Source organism: Actinacidiphila rubida (assembly GCF_900110255.1).
Taxonomy (GTDB): domain Bacteria; phylum Actinomycetota; class Actinomycetes; order Streptomycetales; family Streptomycetaceae; genus Actinacidiphila; species Actinacidiphila rubida.
In genome coordinates, this window is sequence record NZ_FODD01000010.1 from 53,543 (window position 1) to 78,276 (window position 24,734).

Sequence of the window (24,734 nt, forward strand, 5' to 3'; positions counted from 1 at the left end):
CCGCACGACCGCCAGCAGCGCAGGCACCAGGAGCCGGTCGATCACGACACGGCCCCGGCGACTCCGGCGGGCCGGCGGCTGAACCACTGCCGGACCGGAACGACCAGGATCCACCAGTACTCCGACAGGTTCGGTGAGACCAGCGCCAGCGGCACGGAGGTGGCGAACACCGCGGCGACCGCGCAGGACAGCCGTACCGCGTGGGTCACGCTCGATCGCGGCACCTCGTCCCTGCGCAGACCCGGGCGGACGCGCAGCAGATGGAACATGAAGGCGATCAGCGAGGCCGCCAGGGCGATCGTCGCCGCGTAGAACGACGTCGCGAGCGCGTTGCCGCCGTAGGCGCTGATGACCCGTGTCGGGAACGGCAGCGCGGCGACGATCCCGAGCAGCGCCAACCCGGCGCGGAGCAGCACGTGGTCCAGCTCCTTCACCATGCCGAACAGGCGGTGATGGGACAGCCACAGGGCACCGACCACGACGAAGCTCAAGGCGTACCCCGCGACCTCGGGGAGTGCCGCCCGGAGCGCGTGGCCGAGCTCCCCGGCCGGCAGGCCCTCAGGCACCGTCATGTCCAGTGCGAGAAGGGTGATGGCGATGGAGAAGACCGCGTCGGCGAAGGCTCGCATCCGCTCGACGTCGATCCCGTGGTGCAGTCTCACAGAAACTCCTGATCCGCATTCTCTTGATCTTCGCTCCGAGGAAAACGCACGGAACGGGGGAGCGGAACGTCGGGAAGCACCTGCGGCCCGCCGAAAACTGTCGCTGGGCCACAGGGGACACCGGGCCGCCGGGATGTCCGGCCTTTCCGTAAAGAATGCCGAAAGCCTTTTGCGGAATTCTGTATCGCGGTGGCGCATTCATCTGTTCCGCGCGAGGGAATGGCGGTGTTCGCCCCCTGTCGTGCCACCGCGACTCCGAGCGCCAAAGCGGGGTGTTAATGTCGCTGACATGGAGCAGACGAGTGCGGGGCGGGGCCGCTACCACCACGGGGCACTGAAGGAATCCCTGATCGAGGGGGCCTGCCGGCTCCTCGCCGACAAGGGCGTCACGGGGTTCAGTCTGCACGAGCTCGCCCGGCGGGTCGGTGTCAGCGTGGCGGCGCCCTACCGCCACTTCGAGAACCGCGACGCCCTGCTCGGCGCGGTGGCGACGCGCGGTTACGAACAGCTGCTGCGCATTCTGGGCGAGTCGATGAACGAGACCGCCGATCCGGTCGATCAGCTCCGGTGTTTCGGTGTCTGCTACATCCAATTCGCGATCGACAATCCCGAACTCTTCGGGATCATGTTCAACGACCGCTACCGGAGCGAGACCGAGGCGGCGCAGCGGGCGTCGTTCGCGCCGATGATCGACTTCGTGGGCCAGGCCCAGCGGGTCGGCGTGCTGACTCCCGGCGTGCCCGCGCCCGAGATCGCGCGGTTCCTCTGGGCGAGCGCGCACGGTCTGACGGTGCTCCACCTCAACGGCGGCTTCAAGGCGCTGGGCATCGACGACACGCCGCGGGCCCTGATCGACTCGGCGTGGTCGGCGTTCCTCGGCGACCAGCCGCGCGAGGACGTGGCGCCGGGCTGAGGCCTCGCCCGATGCGCCGTCGTGCCGGGGTGTGCCGTCGCCCCAGTAGCCGCCTCTGCGGTTGTCCTCTCGCCACATGGCCTGCGGTCCGGGGCGCGCCTAGTGTTCCGAACGGCGGGCCGCGCATGACGCCCCGTCACCTCATCGGGCGCTGAAGCCGGCGGGACGCCGGCGGGTCCGTCGTGGCCTCGTCCGGCACGCGCCCCCTCGGACCTCAGGAGAACCCCATGTTCCGTACCCAGACCACCGCGCGAGCCCTCGCCGCCACGGCCACGACCGGGCTGGCCGGCCTTGCCCTGGCCGGCGTCGCGGCCGGCAGCGCCGCTGCGTCCTCCGCCTCCTCGGTCCCCGTCTCCACCTTCGAACTCTGCGCCGGCGGCTACACCGCGGACGCCTACCAGAACGGTTCGGTCGTCCTGTCCGTCCCCGGCGGCCAGTGCGCGACCGTGGGATGGCACCGGACGAGCGCCCCGACGCAGATGATCACGATCACCGTCGTCGTCCATGGCGGGGGAACGGCCGGGAACGTCAGCTTCGACGCCAACCACGCGGGGCTCGGGGTGCGGGCCGGCGGCACCTCGGCGCATCCGGCGCTCACCGAGTTCTGACCGCCGCCCACGGGTGCCCGCCGCTGGACGAGCGGCGGGCACCCCGTGGCGGGTGGGGAGTTCAGCCCCGGCCCGCGCCGACGACGCCGCAGAGCCTGAGCGCGATGAGGAGTTCGGTCCGCCGGTCCAGCAGGCAGGGTCCGAGCGTGCGGCTGGCCGTCGCGATGCGCAGCCGGACGGTGTTCTCGTGGATGCCCAGGCGGGACGCGGTGAGGGTCTGCGAGCCGCACGACAGCCAGACCGACAGGGTCTTGCGCAGCCGGGCCGCGCGGGCGGTGGGTTCCGCGAGTTCGCCCAGCTCGTCGATCGCGAAGGCCCTGGCGGCGTCGACGTCGCTCAGGAGGACGGATTCCAGGGCGAGTTCGGTGAACGACAGCACCCGGTCCTGACCCGGCGCGAGCACCGCGCGCATGTCCTCGATCCTTCGCGCCTCGGTGACGGACCGGCGGAACCCGTCGATGCCGTGGCGGGCGCCTCCCACCGACGCGACCACGCCGTGGTCGCGCACCGCGCGGTGCACCGCGGCGAGACCGCGGGCCCCGGGGTCCCGGGTGTATCCGAGCCAGCCGGCCCACTGCGGGGCGGACAGCGGGACCAGCAGCCGGTCCCTGGCGCCGGTGGCCGCGGCGACGCCGCGCAGCACGCGTTCCGCCGCCTGCCGCGACGGCATGTCCAGCAGCACGGCGATGTGCGTGAGCGACAGGCGGTATCCCAGGGCCGCCTCCAGTCCGGCCGTGGCGGTGTCGTGCGCTCCGTCCAGGATCTCCCTCGCCGTCGCGTGGCGCCGGAGGTCCCCGCCGCGCAGCAGCGTGGCCGTGGTCCTGGCGTGCTCGGCCTTCGCGGCCGTGGTGCCGCGGTCGGTGAGTTCCATGGCGTACTGCGTCGCCCGTGCCACCCGCTCCGCCGGTACCGGCCCGGGGGACGCCGGGGACCCTGACGGTTCCGAGGACCGCGCCAGCCCGGGCCATCCCGCATCCGCCCAGATCCTCAGCGCATGGCGCATGCCCGTCCAGTAGGCGTCGTGCACGACCTCCGGGGGGATCTGCTGTTCGGCCAGCCATGCGCCGAAGGCGGCGGCCTCGTTGTCGACGGAACGCGGAGGATCGGCGGCCGCCCGCCCGAGTACACCCGACGCCGCCAGGTGCGCGTGCACGACATGGCCGATCCGGGCCCGGAACGCCGCGCTGTTCGCGCGGTCGGCGAAGACCTGCCCGACGACGGCGTCGGCGACCGACCGGACCATCGCCGCGCGCCAGTCGTTCCGCGCCTGTTCGGCGGCGCCGCGGACATCGCTCGCATGGTCAACGGTGGTCTCAGTCGCGTTCATGACCGCTTCTCACTTTCGATCGCGCCTGGCGGCGCCTCTCGCGCCCCGGCCCTCGGGGGAGAGCACGGGAGCGGCACCGCCACCGCGTCCCGCTCCGCGGCGCGCTCGCACCTTCGGCCGAACTCCCGTGCCCCGGCCCGGGTCACAGCAGCGGCGCGCCCGGACGGTCAATGTTGATGGCGTAAACATACGAGCCGGTGTTAATGCTGTCAACATCGGTGGTGGCGGGTGTGACCAGTGCGTTGTCACATGTCTCCGGTGAGCGCCGGCGGATGTCGTGCCCAGCACGTGCGGCCCCGCACCGGGGTTGCCCCTCCGCGCATCACAGCGCCTCCGCCACCCGGCCGGAACCGGCACACCCGCGGAGGCTGACACCGCGTCGGCCGTCGCCGGCGGCCCGTCGCACAGTGGCCGCCCGGTCACCATGGCCGCGGCACTGCTCGGCGCGAGCTTCTTCGCCTCCGGTACCCGCGGGTATGCGGCTGCCCGGCAGGTCCACCCGGCGGGCGTCACAGCTCGCCGCGGCGCCCGCACGCCCGTCCCGCTCGGCGGCGCGGACACCTCAGGCGCCCCGCAGGCGCCAGTGCCCGGAGGTGACCGGGTTGTGACGCGCGCCGGGGCGGGCGCGAACGTCCGCACCCGCCCCACCTTCTCACCGCGTCAGAAGGTCATGCTCCAGCGCTGGAGCTGGCCCGGGTCCAGGTCGTAGAAGCCGGGAGTGCCGTCGGTGACGCGCAACTTCCAGGTGCCGACGGCCTGGACGGCCGAGGCGTCGACGGTGTAGGTCTCGTGCAGTTCGGGCGTGAGCACCCACGGTCCCCAGGTCTTGACGTGGAGGACGGTGCCGTCGGGGGCGATCAGGTCGATCACCATCGCGTTGCTGAACTCGTGTTCCAGGTCGATGCTCACCTTGAGGTCGCTCGGGGCCCTGCCCGGCTTCCCGTGGACGACCATCGGCGACTCGACGACGCCGAACTGCGGGATCACGTAGGTGGTGGGGTTGACGAAGAAGTGACCGCCGGAGGCGAGCGCGGTCCAGGTGAACGCGATCGTGCGGGTGTCACCGGCCGCGTCGCTGAGGGTGATGACGGAGCTGAAGTCGCCGGCCCGGTCCGGCGTTCCTGAGATCACGCCCGTGGTGCGGTCGATCGACAGCCCCAGCGGCAGGCCCTTGGCGGCGTACGTCACCGCGCCCGGGCGGCTGCTGGACGCGACGATCCGGCGGTTCACCGGCTGCCCGGTCGCCACCGGTTCGGTCGGCAGCGGTTCCACGGCGATGTGGTCGACGTAGCGGGTGCCGACGTTGACCGCCGCCCACGCGTTCGCGACGGCCTCGTAGGCGTCGCTCTGTGCGCCGTAGAGGTCGGCGGCCGCCTGGAGGGTGGCGGTGCGGGCGCCGGAGTAGTCGGTGGTGCTGGTCATGTAGACGGTCAGCGCGCGGTACATGACGTCCGCGGCGTTCGTCAGCCCGATGCCCGCGACCGGCAGCCCGTCGTAGGTGGGGCTGTCGTAGGCCACGCCGTTGATGGTCTTGGCTCCGCTGCCCTCGGCAAGCAGGTAGAAGAAGTGGTCGCCGATGCCCGCCGCCATGTGCGGCTCGTCCCGCTTGGCCTGCGGCGTCCAGTAGTCCAGCGGCGCGTAGCCGACCGCGCTGATGCCGGCCTTGGACGGCAGGTCCATGTAGCGGATGGGCTTGCCGTCGCCGTGCAGGTCGTCCAGCTCGGCCATCGTGTAGTCGGGGACGTCGTTGGGGTTGTTCGCGTAGAACTCGACGGCGGCGGCCATCATGTCGCTGACCGCCTCGTTGAGCGCGGGCGACTCACCGACGTTGCCCAGCCCGGCCGTGGCGGAGGTGACGCCGTGCGTCATCTCGTGTGCGGCGATGTCCAGGGACGTGACCGGGTGCTGCCCGTCCGCGCCGTCGCCGTAGCTCATGCAGAAGCAGCTGTCCTGCCAGTTGGCGTTGGCCAGCGGGACGCCCTGCTGCTGCTCGTAGTGGACGCGGCTGTAGCTGCCGCGGCCGTCGTCGGCTATGCCGTCGCGGCCGAACCGGTCGCGGTAGAAGTTCCACGTCGTCTGGGCGCCGTACGCCGCGTCCACGGCCGCGGTCTGCGGGTTCGCCGCGGTGCCGTCGCCCCACACGTCGTCGTCGTCCGTGAACAGCACGCCGCTGGAGGTCGTGGTCGAATCGAGGGTGCGGTGACCGCCGTGGTCGGGGTCGATCAGCGCGTACGTGCCGTCGGCCTGGCGGGTCGAACCGATCGTCACCCTGCCGCTGTAGAGGCTGTTGCCGTCGGCGGACTCCACCTGCTCGGCGTTCTCCAGGGTGGCGCCGCTGGCGGCGTCCGTCACCACGTGGCGTTCGCTGGGGGAGCCGTCCTGCTGCACTCCGGTGACGACCGTCTCCCAGGCCAGCGCCGGCCGTCCGCCCGCGAGCCACACCACCTGGCGCGGCGTGCCGTGCGCGCCCGCCTTGCGGGTGCCCTTGGCCGCGGCGCTGCTCAGGGCCGACTTCCTCGCCGTGTCCGCCGGCACTTCGGCGGTGGTCGTCGGCAGCGCCAGACGCGCCGAGGAGGCATAGGTGACGGTGAGTGCCGCGCCCTTGCCCTGGTGGACCACCAAGTCGCCGCCGATCACCGGCAGTCCCGCGTACGTGCGCTCGTAGCGGGTGTGGAGCGTGCCGTCGGCGTCCTGGACCACATCCTTGGGGACCAGCTTCTCCTTCGGGCCGAGGCCCAGCGAACGGGCCGTCACCGGCGCCGACGTGGCGGCCTGAACGAGCAACTGGCGGCGCCGCGAGGGCGACAGGCCCACGTTCACGGCTCCCGGCCGTGGTGTGGCCTTGAGCGAGGGGAGCGCTCCCACGGTCCGTCCGGAGCCGGCCGGGCCGGAAGCGGAGGCGGTGCCCGCGGGGAGCGCGGAAACCGTGAGCACCGCGGCCGCCAGCGCCATGGTGGCGGCCAGACGTCGTCGGGGCGGGCGCGGACCCTGTGGGGGCGCGCTCGTGCTGCTGGAGGAATTCACTCCTGGGTCCTTCCGTTCGGCCGCCTGCCGTCGGTGGCGGCCGCTGGGACGGGGAGGCCGGAGGGTCGGGGCCCCGCCGCGTCGATGGCGGCAGTGATCCTCGCAGCGGGCGTTTGCGCCTGTCAGCGGGTGCCGGGGGCGCGAACACGACACGGCGGTAAAGCGCCTGGAGCCAGGCGGTGACGGGCACGGGGCCGGCCGGGGTCCCCCCCCGGCCGGCCCCGCGACAGCGAGGCGCCGAGCCCGGGCGCCGTCGGCCCGGATGGCGTAGGGCTCGGACGGCGTCCCGTGTCGGGCTCGGACGGTGTCCCGGCGTCGGGCCCGGGACGGTGTGTCAGCTCGCCGACGGGCTCCACAGGGCGGCGTGGAACGGCCCGTTGGCGGTGTACGGGTCGGGTGGCGCGGTGGCCGCGGAGCCCGCCACGGCGCCGTGCGCGTCGACGGCCGCCGCCGCGGAGTTGAGGCCGCCGAGGGAGCCGAGCAGGGTGAAGGAGGCCGAGCCGGTGCGGTAGGCGAACGCGAAGGAGTCGGCCGCGAACTCGTCGCCCACCGCGACCCTGCCCCGGATCGCCAGCGGTTGTGTGACGCCGCGCGAACCGACCTCGGAGAGCGTGCCGGTCCTCAGGTCGTACGCCCAGCCGGCCTCGCCGTCCCAGCCCACCACCTGGCGGCCGGACACGCCGGTGGGCAGGAAAAGGCGGTCACCCAGGTCCGTCCAGGCCCCGGTCGGCAGGTCGTAGGCGAACCCGTGGGCCTTCGTGCCCCCGCCGGCGACCGGCACGCCGTACGTGCCGACGGCTGTGCGGCCGGACACGGCCGTGATCGTGCTGTAGGTGCCCCCGTTCGTGCCGATGTCGGTCATCGTGTGGGTGTCCAGGTCCTCGACGAAGCCGTGGGTCACGTGGGCGGGCCCGCCCGGGACGGACGAACTGCCCACGGCATAGCGGCCGTCGGCCAGGCCCACGGTCGTGCTGGCGCCGTCGGGACCGGCCAGGCTGCCGAGGTCGGTCATGGTGCGGGTGCCCACGGCGTAGGCGAAGGCATGCGCGGCCGCGTCTCCCGCCGTGGAGGCGGTGCCGACGGCGGTGGTGCCGTCGAACGCGGCGATCGTGCTGGTGCTGCCGCCGAGCGTGCCGACGTCGGTCATCGCGTGCCGGCGCAGGTCGTCGACGAAGCCGTGGGTCGCCGCGTCGCCCGCGGTGGTGGAGTCGCCGGCGACGTAGCGGCCGTGCACGGCGACGGCGGTGCTGCTCGTGCCGCCGAGGCTGCCGAGGTCGGACAGGTGGCCGCTGCCGCGGTCGTAGGCGAAGGCGTGGGTGCCGCCGTCCGCGGTGGCGGACTCGCCGACGACGGTCCTGGCGTCCAGGGCGGTGGCCCGGCTGGTGGCGCCGCCCAGCGTCCCCAGGTCCTGGACGGTGTAACCCATGGACACGGCTCTCACGGCCCTCACCGCTCTCACGGTTCCCACGTCTCCCGCCGCGTGCGCGGGAGCCGGTGCGGTCGCGCCCGCCGGCACGGCGGCCACAGCGACGAGAGCGCAGGTGAGAACGGCCGGCGCCGCGAGCGCGGCCCCGCGTGCCGGACGCCGGCGCGGGCGCGGACGGGCGGAAAATCTCCCGGACTCGATGGATTTCACGATCCCCCCAAGGGTGTGGACGGCCTCGCACCGCGGCCCCTCCCGGGCGCATGACCGTGGACCACCTTCCTACTCCTGGGAACCGGGCGGATCAGGCGTGTTGCCCGCATCTGGGACGTTTGCCGGACGGTCGCCTGCGGCAGACGGCCCTGCCGCGCTCGGACACCGGCGACGGCACAAGGGGGCCGCCCGGCCCGTTCGTCCCACGCTCCGGCGGGAGCGGTCCCCGCGCCGGTCGGGACGGCGAGTTCGGCCGGCAAGACCAGCACGACCGGCAGGGCCCGCGCGACCGGCGCCGCCAGCACGAGCAGCACGAGCAGCACGTGCCGGGCAGCCAGGGCACGTCGGCGGCCGGACCGGCCCGCGGTGCGGATCCGGGGAGCGCCGTGCGGCGCGGCTCACCTCGGAGCGTCGGCCGCCGCGATGTGATGTCGGACGGGTATCACAGAGACGGAAAGAGGTCTTGGACGCGGGTCCGGGTCCCGCCGCAGGCTGGGAGGCGAGATCACCGCCACGAAGGCTGCGACGGCCACGACGACAGGAGCGACGCCATGAAGATCTTCCTCACCGGTGGATCCGGATACCTCGGCAAGGCCACGATCAGCGCGCTGGTCCGCCAGGGGCACACCGTCGAGGCACTGGCCCGCACCGACGGCTCCGCCGCGACCGTCGCCGCCTTCGGCGCGACCCCGGTACGGGGCGGACTCGGCGACCTCGCCGTCCTCAACGCGGCGGCGGCCCGCGCCGAAGGCGTCGTGCACCTCGCGCAGGCCCAGACCGGCGACGAGGACCTCGCCGCCGCCACCGCGATGCAGGACGGCGTCGGCAGCGGCCCGTACCTGCACACCGGCGGCAGCTGGGTCTACGGCGACACCCACGGGATCGCCGACGAGACCGCCCCCTGGAACCCGCCGCCGGTCGTCGCCTGGCGCAAGCCCGTCGAGGACGCGGTGCTGCGGCGGACGCAGCAGGGAGGCCGCCCCGTCGTGCTGCGGCCCGGACTGCTGTACGGCGGCGAGAACCGGCTGATCGACCTCTTCTTCACCCAGCCCGGCACGGCGGCCGGCGCCATCCCCGTCATCGGCGACGGCGCGAACCACTGGGCCCTGGTGCACGTCGACGACACCGCCGAGCTGTACGTCGCCGCGCTCAAGGCCCGGCCGGGCTCCGTCTACGCGGGCGTCGGCGGCGTCAACCCCACCGCCAGGGACTGCGCGCTCGCCGTCGCCCGGTCCGCGGGGCTCGACGGCCGGATCGCCTCCCTCACGCTGGAGCAGGCCCGCGAGCAGATGGGCCCGGTCGCGGACGCCTTCGCCCTCGACCAGCAGCTCACCTGCGCCAAGGCCGAGGCCGAACTCGACTGGAGTCCTCGGTACACCGACCCGCTGACCGTCCTCGCCAAGGGCGCATGAGCGGGCGGGGCGACGGCACATGACGACGGCCGGGCGGCGCGACGGGCCGTCCACGATCGCACGACGGGTGGTGCGTCCGGGTGGACCTTGACCTGCGCAAGCTGCGGTACTTCGTGGCCGTGGCCGAGGAGTTGCACTTCGGCCGTGCCGCGGAGCGGCTGCACATCGCCCAGCCGGTGCTGTCCCGGCAGATCCGGAGCCTGGAGGACGACCTCGGCGCCGAGGTCTTCGACCGCGGCCGGCGCGGCACGCAACTGACGCCCGCGGGTGAGCAGTTGCTGGAGGACGCCGTCCCGCTGCTCGCGGCGGGACAGGCGCTGGCCCGCCGGGTCAAGGCCGCGGCGCAGGACACGCCCACCCTGGTCGTCGGCTTCATGCCCGGCATCACCCTCACCCCGGCCACGGCCGCGTTCACCGCGCTCCATCCCGACGTCTCCGTACGCCTGTTGCGCACCACGTGGGCCGACCAGGTGGAGGTGCTGCTCGACGGGCGGGCCGACATCGGCGTCGTGCGCCTGCCGATCGACGCGCACGGCCTGCAGGTCCGGCCGGTCTTCCAGGAACCCAGGGTGGTCATGGTGCCGGCGGGCCACCGCCTGGCCGGCCGGCCGTCGGTGACCGTCCGCGACCTTGCCGCCGAGCACCTGCTCCAGGACCCGGACGCCGTGCCCGAATGGCGCGACGTGGCGCTGGAGATGCGCGACGGCCCGCGTCCTCCCGTCCCCGAGATCCACCAGGTCGAGGAGAAGCTGGAGCTGGTGGCCTCGGGCGCCGGCATCTGCGTGCTTCCGCAGTCCACGGCGTCCTTCTACACCCGCCCGGACGTCGTCCCCCTCCCGGTCGACGACCTCGGCCCCAACGAGGTCGCCCTCGCGTGGGTCCCCACCCGCCGCTCCCCCCTGGTCCGCGACTTCGCCGACGCCGCCGCCCAGACGCTCACGGCCCCGCCGCTCTAGGGTCTGCCGCTCCAGGGTCTGCCGTTCGGATCTCCGTGTGTGAGACCGGGCCCGACGACGGCCCGGCGGCCGCACGGGGCCGCCGGGCCGGAGGAACGAGGGATCAACCGCAGCCGACCCCGAAGGAGTTGGTGCCCGAGGCGGCGGTGGGGGTGGTGGAGACGGTCAGTCCGATGTACGGGTGGGCGCTGTCCACGGAGAAGGTCAGCTTGTCCGTGAAGGTGTAGCTCTGCGCGCCCTTCGGGAACTGCGCGGTCTGCGGGCCGTTCACCGCGACCGCACCCTGCGGCGAGCGGTGGGCGCTGCGCCACCACGCGAGATGCAGCGTGCCGGCGGCCGTCCCGTCGTAGCGCACCAGGACCGTCGCGGTGGCGGTGCGGTGCTTGCCGGACGTGCAGCTGAAGTCCGTGACGGCGACCGAGGCGACCTGCGGGCTGCTCGGCTCCGGGGTCGTGGGGGTGGCGGTGGGCGCCGTGGCGCTCGCGGACGCGGGCGGCGCCGAGGCGGGAGTGCCGGCCGGCGTCGTGGCGGGAGCGGTCGTCGCCGTGGCCGGGGCCTGCGCGACCGTCGGCGAGGCGGACGGGCTGCCGCTCGCCGGCGCGGTGGTGGCGGGAGCGGTGGTGGCCGTCGCCGCGTCCGTCGCCGGTGCCGTGGCCGCGGTGACGCTCTGGGACGGGGCGGGGCTCGCGGCGGCGCTGCTCTTGTCGTTGCCCGACGCGACGGCGGTGATGCCGACGACGACCGCGACGACCGCGACCGCGGCGACCGCCACGATCTTGGCGCGCCGGCCGAAACGCGGCGGCTCGCCGCCGCCGTTCGCTCCGGCACCGGCCAGGCCCGAGGTGCCCTTTCCTTCGAGCACCGCGACGATGGCGCTGGGCGGCAGGGCCGCCTTCCTCACGTCCGCGGGCCGTGGCGCGTCCTGGGCCTGGACGGTGCTGCCCTCGGCCGGGGCGGAGCCCTCGGGTGCGGCGGGTGCGGCGGGTGCATCGGGTGCTTCGGGCGCGGTGTTCGCCGCAGCGTCCGTGGCGGCCGCGGCCGCGGCCGCAGCCGTGGTCTCCGGCTTCGCCGTGCCCTGCGCGGACGCGGTGGCGGCCTCGGCCGCGGTGTCCCCGGCCTGCGCGGGCTTCCCGGTCTGCGCGGCCTTCCCGGCCTGCGCGGTCTTCCCGGGCTTCCCGGTCTTGGCCGCGGTCGCCGCCGCGGCCGAAGTGCGCTTCGCCGCCGTGGTCTTCCTGGCGGCCGGTGCCGCCTTGGCCGTCTTCGACGCGGTCGCGGGACGCTTGTCCGTGGCGGCGGCCGGCACACTGTCGCCCGGCGCCGCGGGCTGCTCCGGCGTGCTGCTGGCAGCCGGCGAAGCCGCGGCGACGCCCGTGGCCGCCGCCTTCTTCCCGGCGGCCGGAGTGCGCTTCGCCGTGGCCGGCTCGGCGGGGGTGCCCGCAGGCGTCGCGTCGGCGGCGGGGGAGCCGGTCGCGGCAGCCGCGTTCCCGGCACTCCGAGCGGCCGGATTCGCCTTGGCGGCCGCCGCCTTCCCGGCCGGTGCCGCCTTGGCCGTCCTGGCGTTCTTCGCGGGCTGCGCGCGCTTCCGCGACGCCGGTGCGGCCGCCGGGGTCACCGGTTCCGCCGCCTGGGTCGCGGTTCCGGCCCCTGCCGCACCCTTCGCCTCAGCCCCCGCCTTCGCCGCGGACGGCTGCGGGCTCGCGGGTGCCTCCCCTGACGCCGGCTCAGCGGCGGCGGACTCGCCCTCCGGCGTCGCCGCGGCAGCAGTGGAGCCCGTGACGGAAGACGGAGCCGGAGCTGCGGCCGGAGCCGGAGCCGGAGTTGGGGCCGGAGTTGGGGCCGCGGCCGGGGCGGCGGCCGGGGCCGGCGCCTCGGACGGGGCCTTCGCCTGGGGGACGTCCGGCGCCGCACCGTCCGCGCCGCCGGGTATGCCGGTGCCGTCGATCTCGTCCACGTGATCCTGCCCCTCGCGCTGCCCCTTGCCAGGGGCCCTGTGGTCGTGTGCCCTCGACCCCAGGTCACGTGGGGTCTCGGGGAGCCCGCCCCTCCTTGAGGGCACCGCGGCAACCCCCAAGTCCCCGAGGGGGACTGCTGTGAGGATCACGAGGGTACTGCCTCCGCGGACCGGTCCCGACCACGGTCCCCGATGCCGGGAACAGGCCTGTCGCACGCCCGGCTTCGCGATCCGTCGCTCCCTTGTCCGTGGCCAGTGCTTCACTGGCTGCGCTCGCCGTCCCCTCTCCAGAGGAGTGCCATGGCCACGATCCTGCCGAGGCCAGGACCGCCCCGCGTCCTGGCGCAGGCGCAGCTCGCCAACTCCGTGGGGGACGGCGCCTTCTACGCGACCTCCGCGCTGTTCTTCACGCAGATCGTGGGGCTGTCCGCGACCCGCGTCGGACTCGCCCTGACCATCGGCTGGTTCACCGGCATGCTCGCGGGCGTGCCCCTGGGCAACCTGGCGGACCGCTGGGGGCCGCGGCGCACGGCCCGGCTGCTGGCGGTCTGCACGTCCGCGACGCTGCTCGCCTTCCTGGTCATCCGCTCGTTCCCGCTCTTCGTCGTGGGCTTCTGCCTCTACGCCTGCTGCCAGGGCGGGTTGACCTCGGCCCGTCAGGCCCTGCTGGCCGGGCTGGTCGGCGCCGAGGAACGGACCAGGGTCCGCGCCCAGTTGCAGTCGGCCGTCAACGGCGGGCTGGCCCTGGGCGCAGGCATGGGCGGCATCGCCCTGAGCGTCGACTCCAAGGCCGCGTACCTCACCGTCTTCGCGCTCGACGCCCTCATGTTCCTCGTCGCCGCTCTGGTGCTCGGCCGCGTGCCGGAGGCCCCGCCCGCGACGGCGCCCGCGTCGGGCGGGCCGCGTCTGACCGTGCTGCGCGACCGGCCCTATGCCCTGCTGACCCTGCTCAACGCGGTCCTGTACCTCAACATGCCGCTGCTCAGCCTCGGACTGCCGCTGTGGATCGCGCAGCGCACCGACGCGCCCAAGCCGATGGCGGCCGCGGTGCTGGTCGTCAACATGCTGTGCGTCGTGGTGTTCCAGGTCCGGGTGGCCCGCCAGGTCACCAGCCTGCCCACCGCGTCGCGAGCCACCGTCAGGGCCGGGTGCCTGCTGTGCGCCGCGTGCCTCGTGTACGCGCTCTCCGGCTCCTCGTTCGGCGCGGCCGCGGCGGCCGGCGTGCTGCTGGCGGCGGCGTTCGTCCAGGTCTTCGGCGAGATGATGCAGGGCGCCGGTGCCTGGGAGATCGGGTTCGGTCTCGCCCCGGACGGCCGCCAGGGGCAGTACCAGGGCTTCTTCGGCATGGCACCGCAGATCGCCCGGATGCTCGGCCCGACGGTGATGACGACGCTCCTGATCGGCTGGGGGACCGGCGGCTGGCTGGTCCTCGGCGGCCTCTTCCTGGGCGCGGCGCTGGCCGTCCGTCTGGTGGTGGCGAGGTACGGGAGCGGCCCGTCCGCGGTCGGCGGAACCGGTGCTTCCGACGCTGCCGCCGAAGCCCCGGCCGCGACGTGACCGGCTGAGCGATCATCCCGCTTTTCCCAGACGCCACGACCGAACACCGCATCAACTCCCGTTCCGTATACGTCCCTTGGGGTGTGTCACAGTGGTCCCTGCCCGCCGCGTGCCGCTGCCAGCGCAGCGCTCTGGCGGCGACCGGCCGGGCGCGGACCACGCGCGGCCGGAGCGAGGACGGCGGGGCAGGGACTCCGCCACGCGAGCGCTCGGGGAGGCGTGCAGTGAGTGGTGCGGAGATCTACTTCAGCAACAACTACCGTGACCTGTGTCAGGAGCACGGCACAGGTGCGGGCTTCCAGTTCGAGTTCTCGTGCGGGCGGTGCTACGACACCTGGCGCTCGCCGTTCGAGCCCTACGCCGGTGCCCGGATGGCCAGTTGGGTGGACAAGGGCGTCAGCGCGGCATGGGGCCTGCTGGGGCGCACCGGCAGCGGCGTGTCCAGTGCCGCCGACGGGCTGGCCGGTGCCGGATTCGGCTCGGCCCGCGACTCGGCCTTCCAGCGCGCCATCTCCCACGCCCAGGGCCACTTCAACCGCTGCCCGCGCTGCACCCACTACGTCTGCAACCGGTGCTGGAACGCCGGGCAGGGCATCTGCCTGACCTGCGCGCCCGACACGGCCGCCGAGGCGGTCGCCGCCCGGCAGCGCGGCCTCAACGACAGCGTGACCGAGCAGGCCTACTCGGCCGGCCAGCACGCGGGCGCCGGATTCGACACCGCCACGCCGCGCCAGCTGGTGTGCCCGCACTGCCGCACCGAGACGCACGGCACGCCCTTCTGCCCCGGCTGCGGCAACCGCGTGGCGCAGCAGGACGCCTGCGCCTCCTGCCGGAACCCCGTCCCGGAGGGCTCGGCCTTCTGCCCGAGCTGCGGCACCCGCCGCTGACGGTACGCCGGACGGCCCAGCGCGTGCCGGGCGCGGGCGGGCCCGCCCGGGGAGGCGGGCCCGTCCCCCAGCCGCGCGACGGGTGATCTGCGATGATGTGTCCCGATCGCCCTGAGGAGGGAACATGCCGTACACCGTCGACTTCGAGAAGGTCTCCACCACCGGCCTGGAATCGTCCCCGGTCGCGGACGCTCTCGCGGGTCTGCGCGCGAACGAGGCGCGCTACTACCGGAACAAGTACGACCACACCTTCGCCGTCACCCCCGCGAGCGAGGCGCCGGAGGTGCTCGACTACGTGAACCGCGTCCTCTCCGAGGAGCGCGACATCGTGATCTCCGCCCGCCCGCTGGAGGTGACCTCCTTCGAGGTGGACGGCCTCAGGATGGCCTACGTGTTCTACGAGTCCGGTCTGTCGATCAACGTGATGTACGGCATCGAGGACGGCAAGAAGCGCGCGGTCGGCTTCAAGCTCTCCGAAGGCATGGAAGTCCCGGAGGAGTTGGCCGAGCGCTTCAAGTTCGCCCGGCAGAAGTCGAAGCTGGCGGGCGTGATCCGCGGGTCGTTCTTCGTCATCAAGGGCGAGTACTGAGGGCCCTCCTGGCCGAGGCTGACCCGGGCTGACCCGGCCCGCGGAACCGCGCCCACCCGCGGGCCTACGGGTGCTCGCCGAGCTGCACGAAGCCCCCGAGGGAGAAGCACAGGGCGCCGAGGAACGTCCCCCAGTTGGCGATGTCCTCGTTGATCAGGCTCCCCGTGGCGGGCCGGGTGAACGCCGCGAGTGCCGACACCATGAACAGGACGGAGCCCGTCTGGTTCACGGCCACGATCCACCAGGCGCGGTCGCGCGGGCGCACGCAGGGGCGCCGCCGATGGCAGATCGCGACGAACCCCAGGTGGCCCGATGCCAGGAAGAGCACACAGCCGACCACGTCCGGCCCCCAGATGAGCCGGTTGACCTGGCGGACGCTCAGCCCCTTCAGGAACGAGTCCAGCAGGTTCACGCCGAACACCAGCGTGCCCGCGAACAGCGTGAACGCCCCCAGCCACGCCCCGCGAGTCGGATCGAATCGCCACCACCTCCACCGCGGGCCGGCCTCGCGCCCCGCGCCATCGGCACGCCGCGGGGCGTTGACCACCTGGAGCAGGGAGACGTATCCGCCGGTGGTGAAGAACAGGCCGCCGGTGAAGTAGATCGACGCGCAGGTCGTGGCGTCCCCCGAGCCGAACTGGGCGACGGCCGCACCGGCCGCGAAGAGGCCGCCGCCGATGACGAAGGCGACCGAGGCGATGGTGTTGAGCCTGCCGGCCCGGCCCTCGGAAGGACGCCGGGTCAGCCTCGTGGCGAACGGCCTCGCGGCACCCTTGGCGCGCTTCCCGGACTGACCCACGGGGGCCAGCGTAGGGGTGGTGCGGAGGGGGACGGCGCGCGAAACGCGGGCGGCGCCTCCGATGCGCGACGGGGCACCCGGGCACGGCGGGTCGTCACGTGTTCAACGGGTCTTGCCGTTGGCATGGGCATGCTCTAATTTGGGGGATCTACCCGCATAGATCGGCGGGTTGGTTCGTCCTGAACGCGCACCCCCCATCCGCCGCTCCCCACCCCGGAGCGGTTGCATCACGCATCCAGGAGGATCCCTGTGAACACACCCCTCACGCGGTGCGGAGCACTGGCACTCGTGGTGTGCGCGGCCACGGTCGCAGCGCTGCAGGGTATGACGACGGTCTCGGCGTTCCCGGCGGCGGCCGACCAGCCGGTGGGCCGCCCAGCCGGCACGGCGGCGTCACCGGCGTCACCGGCCTCACCGGCCGCGGTCGCCGCGGCCGCGTCCGCGGTGGCGGCCACCGAGGCGCGGACGGCGCGCGCCGTCGCCGCCTCGCTGGCCGATCCGGGCTGGCGGGCGCGGGTGCGCTCCGCGGCGCTGGCCTCGCACGAGGTCGACCTGAGCGCTCTGATCGCCGGCGACACGGCGCCCGCGGGCCGTCGGCTGACGTCCGAGGTCACCGCGGCCGACCGGCGCATCGCGGAGGCCAAGGGGCTCGACAAGAGCATCGGCTCCCTGCTGCGCCTGCGTCTGGGCACCCAGGCCATGGCCGCGGAACTCGACCCCGGGAACGTGCCGTTGGTCGCCGCGGCGATCACCGACGACAAGGCCGCCACGGTGACGGGCTACGACGCGCACGGCCGCGGCCACACGCTGAACGCGCGCACGGCGCCGCGGCAGGCCGTGTACGTCGTCGACATCGACGTCTCCAAGGCCGCCGCGGCCGGGATGAAGCTGGTCAGCGGGACGCTGAACGCGGCTGGTGTGGAATCCGACTCGGTGAGCGGCGCCGCGCAGGCGACGCCAAGGTCCGCGGGCGCCGCCCACCCGGCGGACGCCTCCGGCTACTGGGCCACCAAGATGGACGCGGTGTACCTCAATGACGACGAGGAGCCGTGGGTGCTGGGCGACGCGGAGATCTACTCGCTCGTCAGCGGGTTCGGCCTCGACGGCACCGTGCGCGTGGACTCGGTCGACATGCCCTACCTGGACAACGACCACCACACGTACTACCCGAACCAGCTGATCATCAACTGGTCGAACTTCAAGTACGACGCGCTCGACCTGGTGATGATGGAGTCCGACTCGGGCACCAACTACCAGCAGCTCGCCATCGCCCTCGCCGACGCCCTGCTCACCATCACCGACCAGGGCGCCTACCAGCCGCTCGTCGACGCCATCCTCAACGCCATCCCGTCCGCCTGGTACTCCAATGACGACGACTACGTCGACTCCTGGTACACGATCACCGAGCAGGAGTCCGGCACGATCCACGGCGCCCGGGGCAACGGCTGGATGACCGTCGAGCCCTACTGGGTGTCCGCTCTGTGACCCTGCGAACCCGCCGGGCGCTCACCAGGTGAACGGGGGCCGGGCCCCGGGAGACGCGGCTCTCCCGGGGGCCCGGGCACGCCTGGCGGCAGGAATCGGGTGATTTCCGGCAGGCCGGGTAGGCGGACCGGAACGTGCGGAACGGCACGCGCGGCCATGGCACCGCGCGGCAGCGGCACCGCGAGGCAACGGCACTGACGACGGGAGGCGCGGCATGAGCCAGGACGCCCGGGGAGACGACGCGTACCAGCCCACCGAGAGCAGCGACGAGCAGGACGAGGCGGCCACGCCGGACATGGAGGACGCCCTCGGCGAGGACGACTACGACCGGATGCTCGACCGCGGGTACTCGCCGCCGGAACGCCCGCTCGCCGTCGACCGGCCCGGCACCACGGCGGCGGAGCAGCGCGAGGGCGAGAGCCTCGACGCGCGGCTCGCGGAGGAGCTGCCGGACCTGGGCAGCACACCCGAGGACGCCGGCACCGGCACCGACGCCGGCACCGGCACGGATGAGGACGACGGCGCGGAACCCCTCGACCCCGAGACCGGTGGCCGGCGGTCGGGACGCCTGGTGGCCCTCGACGAAGGCACCGAACCCGTCCTCGACGACATCGAGGCCACCGACGTCGGCATCGACGACGCGTCGGCCTCCGCGGAGGAGGCCGCCGTCCACGAGATCGACGACGAGGAGTCCGGCCGTGACGCGCTCTGAACCTCCGGCCGGTACCTGACGGCGCACGCGGATCCCGACGACCGACCCTAGCCCGTGCGGCCGACGCGCCGCCGGACCCCCAGCGCGGCGCCGAGCAGTACCAGGGCCGCGCCCGCCAGTGCCACGTCGCGCGGGAGCGAGGTGGGTACGCCCAGGTAGGTGGTGATGCCGAGGATCCGGTGCAGGCCCCAGGGCAGCAGCGTCATCTGGTCGTTCCAGGCGCTCAGCGCGCGCTCGGTGCCGGTCGCCCAGGCCGCCGCGCCGCCCACCGCGAGAGGCACGTCCGCCATCGCGTCCTCGCCCGAGCGGACGCGGTCGGCGAGCCGGTACAGCCCGGCCGCGGCGCCCGCCTGCCCGGCAGCGTCCAGCAGCAGGCCGCCGTCCGAGGCCCGCAGCCGGTACTGCTCGGCGGAACTCCCGCCGCTGCCCGCGCGGACGGCCAGCACCCCGGCCGGGACGGCGGTCGGCCGGGCCCCGGAGCGGAGGGCCGGGGACGGGCGGCCGCGGGCCGCGAGGGCGTCGGCGACGGCCTGCGCCGCGAGCCTCAGCCGGGGCGAGTCCGCGCCCGTGATCGCCGTGATCCGCGGCGGGGGCTGCGGGGCGGTGGCCGGGACGGCGCCGAAATGCTCCGCAGGCACGGTCTTCGGTGTGAACGACAGCCCGAGCACGCCGTCCAGCGCCCATGCCACGAGCGCTCCCGACAGCAGCAGGACGAGGGCGGTGACCGCCGCGGCGCGGCCTCCGCCGCGACGGCGAGGGGGCCGCGGACGGCGGGGGAGGAGGGGGACGACGTGCGGCATCGCGACATCGTAGGGACGCAGCACCCTCTCCCAGAAGGGTTCCGCACGACCGAGTGCGTGACCGGCGCCGTGGCTTCAGCGCCGTCCCAGCGCACCGACGAGCGCCACGGCGTGTCCGCCGCCGCCCGCGCACCCCCACACCGCGGAACCCCGGTCCTCGCGGGCGTGCAGTCCCAGCCCGTGGCCGGGGCAGACCGGCCAGACCCGCCACGTCCGCCGCAGCAGGTCGTCCTGGACGAGACCGGCGACCGCCACGAGCGCGCCGGCGAGACCGTCGCCCGCGGCGGCGGGCAGCCCCGCGCCCCCGGTCAGGAGCCGGCCGTCGGCCAGTTCGACCCCCGCCGACACGGGAGTGAACTCCTCCAGCAGGACCAGCCGCGGCGCACCGGTGATGCCGGCGGTCGGCAGGTCCCGTGCCGCGATCCGCAGCGCTCGCCGCAGTACCGCCAGGCGCTCGGGCGCCCGGGCGAATCCCGGGTCGAAACCGGTCTCGGCGAGGACCCGCCGGGCCAGCTCCGCCATTTCCGCCGCGCCCACCTGCGCGGGGTCCCGCTCCACCACCTCGCGCACGGCCCGCCCCGAGTGTCCCCAGTCCAGCGCCTCGCAGGCCAGCGCCACGGCATCACCCGCGGCGAGCCGCCCGTCGCGAAGCCCGGCGTGCACCCGCGCGCCCAACTCGTCGATCCGCGACACGGCCGCTTCCGCCGCACCGACCGCCCCGCCGTTCACGCCCCCAGTGTCACCCGTGCGCGAGGCCGCGGACGACGGGTTTTCACGGGTTCGGGCAGGCGCACTGGCCGGAGGTCTTCATGTCCGTTCGCCCGCAGGGGAGTTGAGGGCGCAGGCCGGGCAGTTCCTACCCGTGCGGCGCCGAATGGTGCCGCACGGGGCGCTGGTCAGGACTTGCGGGCGTACGGTCTGGCCATGACGCACAGGGGTCAGCCCCGGGAGCCGTTCGCAGAGCTGCGGAAGGACCCCAGAGAGCGGTAGGGGCTTGGCGGGGCGACCTGCCGCTCCCGGAACACCTCGCGTCGAAGCGCCGGCCGGCGGACCCGGTACGGAATGCCCTGTTGATGCTGGTGCGCTGTGAGCTCCAGCCGGCGCGCACGTACCGGGTCGGCAAGGTCCACCACAATCATCGCCAGAACGCTCATGGTTGCGCGGGGCATGGCACTTCCCTGCCGGCGCGGAAGAGTTGCCGTGTGGGCTATGCGAGGGCTGCCGCGAGGGGGGAGTGGGGCGCGCGGCCCAGTAGTTGGCGCAGATCACTGCCCGTGCGGGACATGAATCCGCTCGCGATGGCGGAGTAGGTGCCCACCAGCATCGGCACCTGGAACGGCTCGGCGCCGGAAGCGGCGATGCGCGTGCGGGCCTGGGCGAGGGTCTCCGGCTCGTAGGTGACGTGTGGGCCGTGAGCGCGGGCCAGGTCGGCTCCGCCGATGGCCTGCTCGCCGACGAGTTCGTAGACGCGCCCCGCGTGAGCGGATGCCTCCAGCGTCACGCGCGCCGCGGCATCGGCCAGATCCGCCCGTGCGACGGCGGCCAGTCGGCCTTCGCCGAGGGGGGCGGTGATCCGCCCGTCGGCGGACGGCGCCGCCAGGCCGCCCAGCAACTCCGCGTACAGGCCGTTGCGCAGGATCGTCCAGTCCATGGTGCTCGCCTGGAGCCGGCGCTCGGTCCAACGGTGCGGCAGCGCGTAGGGCAGGTGATCGCCGTCGGTGGTCAGGCTCGTATAGACGACGTGTCCCACACCGGCCTTCTCCGCCGCGTCGATGGCGGCACCGTGCCGGGCTGTGACGGTGTCGTCCTCGCCGTAGCCCGCGGAGATCAGCAGCAGTACCTCCACAGCCTCGAAGCCCCCGGCGAGGGTGCCGGGCTCGTCGAAGTCGATCTGGCGGACCGGCAGCGGGGCCTTGAGCCGCTGAGGTTCACGCGTTCCGAGGACGGTGTCGTCGCGGTCGGCCAGCCGTTCGGCGACCAGCATGCCCAGGGCGCCGGCGGCGCCTGTCACCAGGATCATCAGGGTCTTCCCGTTCCGGTAGGTTCTCTTCGGTAACCGGGATCATCCTGTGGTTTTGCGGCAGGAAGCGTAAGGAGGCACTTCCATGTCAGTGGGGCACACCGGGGTAACCACCGAACCCGTCGTCAGCTGCGGCGACGAGCACGAGGACTGCGGGATCCGCGAGGTCCTCGATCGGATCGGCGACAAATGGTCGGTCCTGGTCGTCGTCGAACTGGCCCAGGGCGTCCGCCGTTTCCGGCAGTTGCAGCGCGCCGTACCCGGCATCTCACAGCGAATGCTGACGCTCACGGTGCGCCGGCTGGAACGCGACGGCCTGGTCACCCGGACCGTGCACCCCATGGTGCCCCCGCAGGTCGAGTACGAGCTCACGGCGATGGGCCACAGCCTCACCTATCTGGTCAAGGCCCTCACGGACTGGTCGGCGGAACACCGCGACGCCATCGCGCAAGCGCGCCAGGAATGGGATGCCGCATATCCCGACTCCGGAATCCGGTGAACCGGCGGGCGCAGGCCGGAAGGGCAGGGACCGCAGGGGCCGGGCGCTGCGCGAGTGACGTGTGGGCCCGGGCTCAGTGCGCCGTCGCGAGTGCCAGCGCCGACGTCACGTCGGCCCGGCTCGGTGCTCCGGAGGCGCGGCGCACGACGCGGCCCGCGCGGTCCAGGACGAGGACGGTCGGCGTGCGCATCACCTCGACGCGACGGACGAGATCGAGCCGCGCCTCGGCGTCGATCTCCACGAGGCGCACGCCCGGCGACTCGGCGGCGACGCCGGCCAGGAGCCGCCGGGTGCCCGGGCAGGTCGCGCACAGGGACGTCGAGAACTGGACGAGCGTCGCCCGCTCGCCGAGCGACGTGCCCAGATCCGCGGGCGACAGCCGCAGAGCGGCTTCGCGGCCCGTGTCGCGGAGCCTGCCGTCCCGACGGCTGCGGAACACGCCGAAGCCGGTCGCGGCGGCCAGCACGGCGCCGGCCGCGACGAGTCCGGTGGGGTCCGTCACGGCCGCCTCACCCCTCGCCCAGCCGGGCCCGGCCGCGCACGGCGAGCAGGTAGGCCTCGCAGCCCAGGCAGTAGCCGAAGGCGGCGTTGAGGAACGCGGCCGCGAGCGCCGCGGCCGTCGCGCCGATCCCCAGCCAGGTGGCGCCTGACAGGTATCCCGCCGCCCCGGCGACCGCGAAGGCCAGGCCGACGCCCTGCGCGAACCGCGGCGGCCGCTCGTCCTCGAGCTCCCCCGGCGGTCCGAGGCGCGGCCGCACCAGCCGCCGGTACACCCAGGCGTACGGGGACCGCCGCAGGCCGAGGAAGGCGCCGAGGGCGAAGACGACGGCCTGCGCCGCGAGCAGCACGCCGCTGCCCGTGGCCAGGACGAGGAACAGGACGAGCGTGGTGAGCGCGGCGGCGAACCGCGGTCCCCGCGGGTCGACGCGCACGGGCGCGCCGGGAATGGGGTCGGGCACAGGGAACTCCGGGACGTGGCGGACGGATCGTGGTGGTCGGGCGCGCGGTCAGCGACACGCGGCGGACCACACGCGACCGAAGTCGACGTAGGCCCTGATCACCAGGAAGGTCTCGGAGTACATCCCGCCATTGGAACAGCCGCCGGGGTGGCGGTCAATGGGTGCCCACCAGCCGGACAACCACGCGCGGGGACGCCGGACGGTCCTCCGCCGGGCCGCGGCGGCGTCCGCGGGAGCGGAGTGGAGCGGCGGCGTCCGCGGGTCGCCGGGGGGCGGTGACCCGCGGACCGGGCCGGTTCAGTTCAGGGCGAACTTCTGGGCCGCCGAGCCGTTGCAGTCCCAGATCTGGAGCCGGGTGCCGTTCGCGGTGGCACCGCTGGGGCTGTCCAGGCAGCGGCCCGACTGGGGATTGAGCAGCGAGCCGTCGGACTGCTGCACCCACTCCTGGCCGCCGGCACCGTCGCAGTCCCACAGCTGCACCTTCGTGCCGGCCGTGGTGGCGTTGCCCATGATGTCCAGGCACCGGCCGAGCGTGCGCAGCGAGGAGTCGGACGCGTGCGTCCAGTGCTGGTCCACGGCGTACGGCTGGCACTGCCAGAGCTGCACCGCGGCGTGGTCGCCGCCGACGTCGTCGCCGTCCACGTCCACGCAGGTGCCGCCGGGGCCGGTGACCGTCCGTCCCGAGGTGCCGTCGCCGCCGCCGGAGTACCCGGCCGCCACGATGTTCGCCTGGACGGCGCTGTCCGCGGCGTCCGTGGAGTAGCCGGAGGTCATCACCCCCTCGTAGAACGAACCCGCCGACGCGTTGCTGTTGTCGCCGCCGGTGCCCATCACGATCGACCCCTCCTGCTGCATCGGGGTGTAACCGCCGCTGGGCAGGGCGCCGTTCCACCAGGTCGACAGGGCGCCGGAGCGGGCGTCGCTGCCCTTGAGGGCGAACGCCGTCCGGCCGTCGTTCTTCAGCAGCGCGGTGACGAACGGCGTCGCGTTGCCGAGGTTCGCCGGGTTGTTGCCGCTGCCCTGGTACAGGCCGTTCTCCAGGTCCGCCGCGACCCACGGGCCGGTGCCGGTGCACGGCGGGTTGTGGCAGCGCGTGCCGATGTAGACCGCGTCCATGTGGCCGTTGCCGGTGTCGGTGACGGCGTGCTCGGCGTTGCCGTAGTCGAAGCAGCATCCGCCGTTCACGTGCGTGCCGCTGGCCACCATGTACATGGACTCCGGCCGGCCGCCGACCGCGACCCCCGCGCCGTCGGTGTGCCGGTAGCCGGTGCCGGGAGTGATCAGCACGCCGTAGACCTGGTGTCCGCCCGCGACGAGCGGCAGGGCCGAGGCGAGCGCCGGGCGGTCCGCGGCGCCCGCGGTCCCGGCGGGTTCCACCGTCAGGTCGTTGTGACGCGGCGACTGGTCGTAGATCCGGGTGATGGTGCAACTGGTCGCCGCGCAGAAGGAGTCCTGGGACGCGGCGTTCGCGTAGCCGCCCGCGGCGAGCACGCCGATGTCCCGCGTGCCGCCGTCGGAAGCCCGGGTGACCTGGTAGAGCGGGCCGCTGTAACCGCCGTAGAGGGCCCGCACCGTGCTGTGCGCGGCCACGCACGGCGTGCCCGCCGCCGCGTAGATGTCGCAGGGCTGCGACGTGGCGGCCTGGGAGCCGGCGGGAAGCGCGCCCAGGCACAGCAGCACGAGGGCGAGGACGGTGGTGGCGGCGAGAAGGACCCGGTGGGGTGCGGCCGGTGGCCCCGGCGGTGCGGGCCGCCGCGGCGAAGGACCGGTGGGGAGGTGCCATGCGGTCATGGGAAGCGCTCCTGGTGGAGGGGGAGGGACGGTGCCTCGGTCGAGGACCGCCGGAACACGTACCGGCCGCGCGCCTCGGTTCGAGCCGTGGCGGATCGGGACTCGCCGAGGGCGTGCCGAGGACGCGGAGGACGCGGAGGACATGGA

General features: G+C 74.0%; 22 protein-coding genes. 10 read left to right on the plus strand and 12 right to left on the minus strand.

Annotated elements, in window-relative coordinates; translation table 11 throughout:
- Positions 1-41 precede the first annotated feature (41 nt).
- Positions 42-662, minus strand: a complete 621-nt coding sequence (locus BMW99_RS12100; RefSeq protein ID WP_079138151.1) for a TMEM175 family protein — start codon at positions 660-662, stop codon at positions 42-44.
- 289 nt (positions 663-951) lie between these two features.
- On the opposite strand from BMW99_RS12100, the gene BMW99_RS41285 reads away from it, so the two are divergent.
- Complete coding sequence (locus BMW99_RS41285; RefSeq protein WP_069461778.1) at positions 952-1,575, plus strand: TetR/AcrR family transcriptional regulator; 624 nt, start codon at positions 952-954, stop codon at positions 1,573-1,575.
- A 227-nt stretch (positions 1,576-1,802) separates the two neighbouring features.
- The gene (locus BMW99_RS12110; RefSeq protein WP_069461777.1) at positions 1,803-2,183 is read left to right on the plus strand and encodes a hypothetical protein; all 381 of its coding nucleotides are present in this window, start codon (positions 1,803-1,805) and stop codon (positions 2,181-2,183) included.
- A gap of 61 nt (positions 2,184-2,244) precedes the next feature.
- On the opposite strand, the gene BMW99_RS12115 is transcribed toward BMW99_RS12110, so the two are convergent.
- The 3 genes from BMW99_RS12115 to BMW99_RS12125 form a co-directional block, all read right to left on the minus strand.
- The gene (locus tag BMW99_RS12115) at positions 2,245-3,510 is read right to left on the minus strand and encodes a PucR family transcriptional regulator (protein WP_069461776.1); all 1,266 of its coding nucleotides are present in this window, start codon (positions 3,508-3,510) and stop codon (positions 2,245-2,247) included.
- 660 nt (positions 3,511-4,170) lie between these two features.
- Positions 4,171-6,462, minus strand: a complete 2,292-nt coding sequence (locus tag BMW99_RS12120; RefSeq protein ID WP_069461775.1) for a M4 family metallopeptidase — start codon at positions 6,460-6,462, stop codon at positions 4,171-4,173.
- A 406-nt stretch (positions 6,463-6,868) separates the two neighbouring features.
- Positions 6,869-7,960: a hypothetical protein gene (locus BMW99_RS12125; protein ID WP_069461774.1), complete on the minus strand. Its 1,092-nt coding sequence runs from the start codon at positions 7,958-7,960 to the stop codon at positions 6,869-6,871.
- Positions 7,961-8,721: 761 nt separating this feature from the next.
- On the opposite strand from BMW99_RS12125, the gene BMW99_RS12130 reads away from it, so the two are divergent.
- The gene (locus BMW99_RS12130) at positions 8,722-9,582 is read left to right on the plus strand and encodes an NAD-dependent epimerase/dehydratase family protein (protein WP_069461773.1); all 861 of its coding nucleotides are present in this window, start codon (positions 8,722-8,724) and stop codon (positions 9,580-9,582) included.
- 80 nt (positions 9,583-9,662) lie between these two features.
- Positions 9,663-10,538, plus strand: coding sequence for a LysR family transcriptional regulator (locus BMW99_RS12135; RefSeq protein WP_075016772.1), 876 nt, complete (start codon positions 9,663-9,665; stop codon positions 10,536-10,538).
- A gap of 103 nt (positions 10,539-10,641) precedes the next feature.
- Here the strand turns inward: BMW99_RS12135 and BMW99_RS40720 are convergent, their stop codons facing one another.
- Positions 10,642-12,150: a hypothetical protein gene (locus BMW99_RS40720; RefSeq protein ID WP_143080527.1), complete on the minus strand. Its 1,509-nt coding sequence runs from the start codon at positions 12,148-12,150 to the stop codon at positions 10,642-10,644.
- A 639-nt stretch (positions 12,151-12,789) separates the two neighbouring features.
- Between BMW99_RS40720 and BMW99_RS12150 the strand changes: the two genes are divergently transcribed.
- The 3 genes from BMW99_RS12150 (at position 12,790) to BMW99_RS12160 (ending at position 15,522) form a co-directional block, all read left to right on the plus strand.
- Complete coding sequence (locus tag BMW99_RS12150) at positions 12,790-14,046, plus strand: MFS transporter (protein ID WP_069466939.1); 1,257 nt, start codon at positions 12,790-12,792, stop codon at positions 14,044-14,046.
- 224 nt (positions 14,047-14,270) lie between these two features.
- On the plus strand, positions 14,271-14,933 hold the full coding sequence (locus BMW99_RS12155) for a double zinc ribbon domain-containing protein (protein WP_069466938.1): 663 nt from the start codon (positions 14,271-14,273) through the stop codon (positions 14,931-14,933).
- A gap of 124 nt (positions 14,934-15,057) precedes the next feature.
- Positions 15,058-15,522, plus strand: coding sequence for a phage tail protein (locus BMW99_RS12160; RefSeq protein ID WP_069466937.1), 465 nt, complete (start codon positions 15,058-15,060; stop codon positions 15,520-15,522).
- Positions 15,523-15,586: 64 nt separating this feature from the next.
- On the opposite strand, the gene BMW99_RS12165 is transcribed toward BMW99_RS12160, so the two are convergent.
- Complete coding sequence (locus tag BMW99_RS12165; RefSeq protein ID WP_069466936.1) at positions 15,587-16,321, minus strand: hypothetical protein; 735 nt, start codon at positions 16,319-16,321, stop codon at positions 15,587-15,589.
- A gap of 249 nt (positions 16,322-16,570) precedes the next feature.
- On the opposite strand from BMW99_RS12165, the gene BMW99_RS12170 reads away from it, so the two are divergent.
- Positions 16,571-17,806 carry a DUF3103 family protein gene (locus tag BMW99_RS12170; RefSeq protein WP_069466935.1) on the plus strand — a complete coding sequence of 412 codons (1,236 nt, stop codon included), beginning with the start codon at positions 16,571-16,573 and terminating at the stop codon, positions 17,804-17,806.
- 214 nt (positions 17,807-18,020) lie between these two features.
- The gene (locus tag BMW99_RS12175) at positions 18,021-18,518 is read left to right on the plus strand and encodes a DUF5709 domain-containing protein (protein ID WP_069466934.1); all 498 of its coding nucleotides are present in this window, start codon (positions 18,021-18,023) and stop codon (positions 18,516-18,518) included.
- Between the two features lie 47 nt (positions 18,519-18,565).
- Here BMW99_RS12175 and BMW99_RS12180 read toward each other — a convergent pair whose 3' ends face one another.
- The 3 genes from BMW99_RS12180 to BMW99_RS12195 form a co-directional block, all read right to left on the minus strand.
- On the minus strand, positions 18,566-19,318 hold the full coding sequence (locus tag BMW99_RS12180; RefSeq protein WP_143080528.1) for a hypothetical protein: 753 nt from the start codon (positions 19,316-19,318) through the stop codon (positions 18,566-18,568).
- 75 nt (positions 19,319-19,393) lie between these two features.
- Positions 19,394-20,047, minus strand: coding sequence for a hypothetical protein (locus tag BMW99_RS12185; RefSeq protein WP_075016776.1), 654 nt, complete (start codon positions 20,045-20,047; stop codon positions 19,394-19,396).
- 478 nt (positions 20,048-20,525) lie between these two features.
- Complete coding sequence (locus BMW99_RS12195; RefSeq protein ID WP_069462089.1) at positions 20,526-21,338, minus strand: NAD(P)H-binding protein; 813 nt, start codon at positions 21,336-21,338, stop codon at positions 20,526-20,528.
- A gap of 85 nt (positions 21,339-21,423) precedes the next feature.
- Here BMW99_RS12195 and BMW99_RS12200 point away from each other — a divergent pair, with 85 nt between their 5' ends.
- Entirely contained in the window at positions 21,424-21,837 is a 414-nt protein-coding gene (locus tag BMW99_RS12200; RefSeq protein ID WP_069462090.1) for a winged helix-turn-helix transcriptional regulator, read from the plus strand.
- 73 nt (positions 21,838-21,910) lie between these two features.
- Here the strand turns inward: BMW99_RS12200 and BMW99_RS12205 are convergent, their stop codons facing one another.
- From BMW99_RS12205 to BMW99_RS12215, 3 genes are all read right to left on the minus strand, one after another.
- Positions 21,911-22,339, minus strand: a complete 429-nt coding sequence (locus BMW99_RS12205; protein ID WP_075016777.1) for a thioredoxin family protein — start codon at positions 22,337-22,339, stop codon at positions 21,911-21,913.
- A 7-nt stretch (positions 22,340-22,346) separates the two neighbouring features.
- A complete protein-coding gene (locus BMW99_RS12210; RefSeq protein WP_075016812.1) occupies positions 22,347-22,769 on the minus strand; it encodes a DUF4395 domain-containing protein in 423 nt (140 codons plus the stop codon).
- A gap of 324 nt (positions 22,770-23,093) precedes the next feature.
- Positions 23,094-24,587: an arabinofuranosidase catalytic domain-containing protein gene (locus BMW99_RS12215; RefSeq protein ID WP_079139001.1), complete on the minus strand. Its 1,494-nt coding sequence runs from the start codon at positions 24,585-24,587 to the stop codon at positions 23,094-23,096.
- Positions 24,588-24,734: the final 147 nt, after the last annotated feature.

Coding starts and splice junctions, on each gene's coding strand:
- BMW99_RS41285 (WP_069461778.1), top strand. CDS start 952: ATGGAGCAGACGAGTGCGGGGCGGGGCCGCTACCACCACGGGGCACTG.
- BMW99_RS12110 (WP_069461777.1), top strand. CDS start 1,803: ATGTTCCGTACCCAGACCACCGCGCGAGCCCTCGCCGCCACGGCCACG.
- BMW99_RS12115 (WP_069461776.1), bottom strand. CDS start 3,510: ATGAACGCGACTGAGACCACCGTTGACCATGCGAGCGATGTCCGCGGC.
- BMW99_RS12120 (WP_069461775.1), bottom strand. CDS start 6,462: ATGGCGCTGGCGGCCGCGGTGCTCACGGTTTCCGCGCTCCCCGCGGGC.
- BMW99_RS12125 (WP_069461774.1), bottom strand. CDS start 7,960: ATGGGTTACACCGTCCAGGACCTGGGGACGCTGGGCGGCGCCACCAGC.
- BMW99_RS12130 (WP_069461773.1), top strand. CDS start 8,722: ATGAAGATCTTCCTCACCGGTGGATCCGGATACCTCGGCAAGGCCACG.
- BMW99_RS12150 (WP_069466939.1), top strand. CDS start 12,790: ATGGCCACGATCCTGCCGAGGCCAGGACCGCCCCGCGTCCTGGCGCAG.
- BMW99_RS12160 (WP_069466937.1), top strand. CDS start 15,058: ATGCCGTACACCGTCGACTTCGAGAAGGTCTCCACCACCGGCCTGGAA.
- BMW99_RS12175 (WP_069466934.1), top strand. CDS start 18,021: ATGAGCCAGGACGCCCGGGGAGACGACGCGTACCAGCCCACCGAGAGC.
- BMW99_RS12180 (WP_143080528.1), bottom strand. CDS start 19,318: ATGCCGCACGTCGTCCCCCTCCTCCCCCGCCGTCCGCGGCCCCCTCGC.
- BMW99_RS12195 (WP_069462089.1), bottom strand. CDS start 21,338: ATGATCCTGGTGACAGGCGCCGCCGGCGCCCTGGGCATGCTGGTCGCC.
- BMW99_RS12200 (WP_069462090.1), top strand. CDS start 21,424: ATGTCAGTGGGGCACACCGGGGTAACCACCGAACCCGTCGTCAGCTGC.
- BMW99_RS12215 (WP_079139001.1), bottom strand. CDS start 24,587: ATGACCGCATGGCACCTCCCCACCGGTCCTTCGCCGCGGCGGCCCGCA.